The organism is Dietzia sp. DQ11-38-2 (genome assembly GCF_014145055.1).
GTDB lineage: Bacteria > Actinomycetota > Actinomycetes > Mycobacteriales > Mycobacteriaceae > Dietzia.
On record NZ_JAALDW010000249.1, the window covers coordinates 1 to 2,251 of the forward strand.

Here is a 2,251-nt window from a genome sequence, read left to right on the forward strand (position 1 = left end):
GGCTCGAGCGGTCGGACCCAGCGCGCGCTCTTGCCGAACTGGGGATCCTCGCCGTTCCGGGCGCCGGCGTTGTATCTGCGCAGGGTGTCGGCCAGCGCCTCCGCCGGCAGCCCGCAGTCCGCGGCGAGCTCCTCGATGGTCTCCGCGGCGTGCATGGGCTGCATCCCCCACAGTTCGCTCTCCGGGACGTCCTCGATGCCCTTCTCGTCGATGATCACCCACACCGGGGGCCGGCGGTGGTGCACGGCGGCGTGGCAGTACAGGCCCGGGTAGACCTCCTCGTTGATGAAGCGCTGGCCGTCGCCGTCGACGAGCATCGCCCCCACCGCCAGGCGGGGGATGATGAGCATCGCCGTCTCGGTCTGGTGCATCCGGCGCACGGCGGCACCCACGTCCATGCCCATCTCGATCCCCGAGCCGTCGTCGCGGCCGTCGGACACCTTGTCCTTGCCGACCTGCTGCGGCGCCCACTGTTCGAGCATGCGGTCGTTGTCGACGAAGCCGCCGGTCGCCAGGACAACCCCGCCGGTGGCGCGGTACTCCCGCTCCTCGCCGAACTCCGTCGCCCGCACGCCGACGACCCGGCCGTCGTCCATGATCAACGATCGAGCCCTGACGTCGCAGTGCAGTGTCACCCCGGCCTTCTGCGCGGTGGCCACCAAAGCATCCATCAGCACGTTCCCGGCGAAGTTCGGGGCGGGTGGGCGGTGACCACGGGCCGCCGGGCGCGCGATCGAGGCGTAGGGTTCGGCTCGCTCACCCATCCACATCAGGCCCGAGTCGTCGCCCGGCATCCACGTGGGGGTGTCCCACAGCTTGTGGTTGAAGACCGCACCGTGGGCCACCAGCCAGTCGTGGTGCTCGACCGCACCCGCACAGTAGTCGGCGATCTTGGCCTCGTCCGCGTTCGGACCGAGTGCGGCGGTGAGGAAGGCGCGCATGTCCTCCTCGGAGTCCTCCACGCCGAGCGCCCGCTGGGTGGCGGTGCCCCCGCCCAGGTAGACCTCGCCGCCCGACTGGGAGGACGATCCCCCCGGGCCGGAGGCGCCCTCCAGCACGATGACCGACGACCCGGCCTCCGCGGCCTCGATCGCAGCACACGCGCCCGCGATGCCCATCCCCACCACCACCACGTCCGCCGAGTGCACGGTCGGACGGGTGTCTGAACTCTTGTCCGTCATGCGCCACACTCTACGTGTAACGTGTTCCAGTTCGTGCATTACTGTCGGGTTCATGACCCCGGCTCGCGACCCCGACCGTCTGGACGCACTCGAGGCGAGGCTCGGTGCGACCGAGTCCGCTCTCGCCACGATCCGCGACGAACTGGCCCGGGCCACGGACGAACTCGCGATCCTCAGACTCGTCGCCGACTACTCCCCCAGGGTCGACTCCGGGGACGCCGAGGGGGTCGCCGAGCTCTGGGCCGCCGACGGGGTCTACGACGTGGACACCGGCGTGCTCGAGGGCCACACGGACCTCGCGGGGATGGTGAGCGGTGACGACCACCAGGGTTTGATCGCCCGTGGTTGTGGCCACGTGCCCGGCCTGCCGGTGGTCCTCCTCGACGGCGACCGGGCGGTGGCGACCGGGTACACCCAGTTGGTGGTCCGTTCCTCCCGGCCGGGGCGCTACACGGTGACGCGGGTGACGGCGAACAGATGGGAACTCGAGCGTCTCGGTCCGGTGGACGCGCCCGACCGTGGCTGGCGGGTGGTGCTGCGGACCGCCCGGGCGGTCACCGAGGACGGAGAGGGCAGACGCCTGCTCGGCAGATCCCGCGAGGGGTAGCGTGAGACCCATGATCCGCCGACGACCCGCGGTCCCCGACCCCACCCTCCGCGCGGGACGGCTCGCCCTGCTCACCACGTGCGCGGCCCATCTGGGTTTCCAGTCGATGGTCACCTCGGTCGTCTACCCGACGCTGTTCGAGGGCCCGACGCTGGGGATCGGCGAACGCCAGGCCGAACACGCCCGCCGGATCGCCCCGGTGGCCCTGACCCTGTACGCCTCCGGGCTGGGTGCCGCCGCCTGGGCCGCCTACGGATCAGTCCGGTCGCCCGGCCGCGACGGGCTGACCGCCACCGTCGTCGCGTGCCTCACCACCGTCGCCGTGCCGGCCCTCACCGCCGGGGTCGTCCCGCTGCACATGGGGATCGCCCAGGAGCAGGTCACCCGGCACCGCATCCAGACGTTGCTGGCCTCCGACCGGATCCGCACCGGCCTGGCCGCGATCGGGGTGGCGGCCGCCGCC

The 2,251-nt window shown here is 72.0% G+C and carries 3 protein-coding genes; 2 read left to right on the plus strand and 1 reads right to left on the minus strand.

Going from position 1 to position 2,251, the window contains the following annotated elements; genetic code table 11:
• Positions 1-1,181, minus strand: a 1,181-nt coding sequence (locus tag G6026_RS09280; protein WP_182612990.1) for an FAD-dependent oxidoreductase, incomplete at its 3' end; no start/stop codon positions are given.
• Between the two features lie 52 nt (positions 1,182-1,233).
• Here G6026_RS09280 and G6026_RS09285 point away from each other — a divergent pair.
• On the plus strand, positions 1,234-1,788 hold the full coding sequence (locus G6026_RS09285) for a nuclear transport factor 2 family protein (protein ID WP_182612991.1): 555 nt from the start codon (positions 1,234-1,236) through the stop codon (positions 1,786-1,788).
• A gap of 10 nt (positions 1,789-1,798) precedes the next feature.
• A partial coding sequence (locus G6026_RS09290) for a hypothetical protein (RefSeq protein WP_182612992.1) occupies positions 1,799-2,251 on the plus strand: 453 nt, incomplete at its 3' end.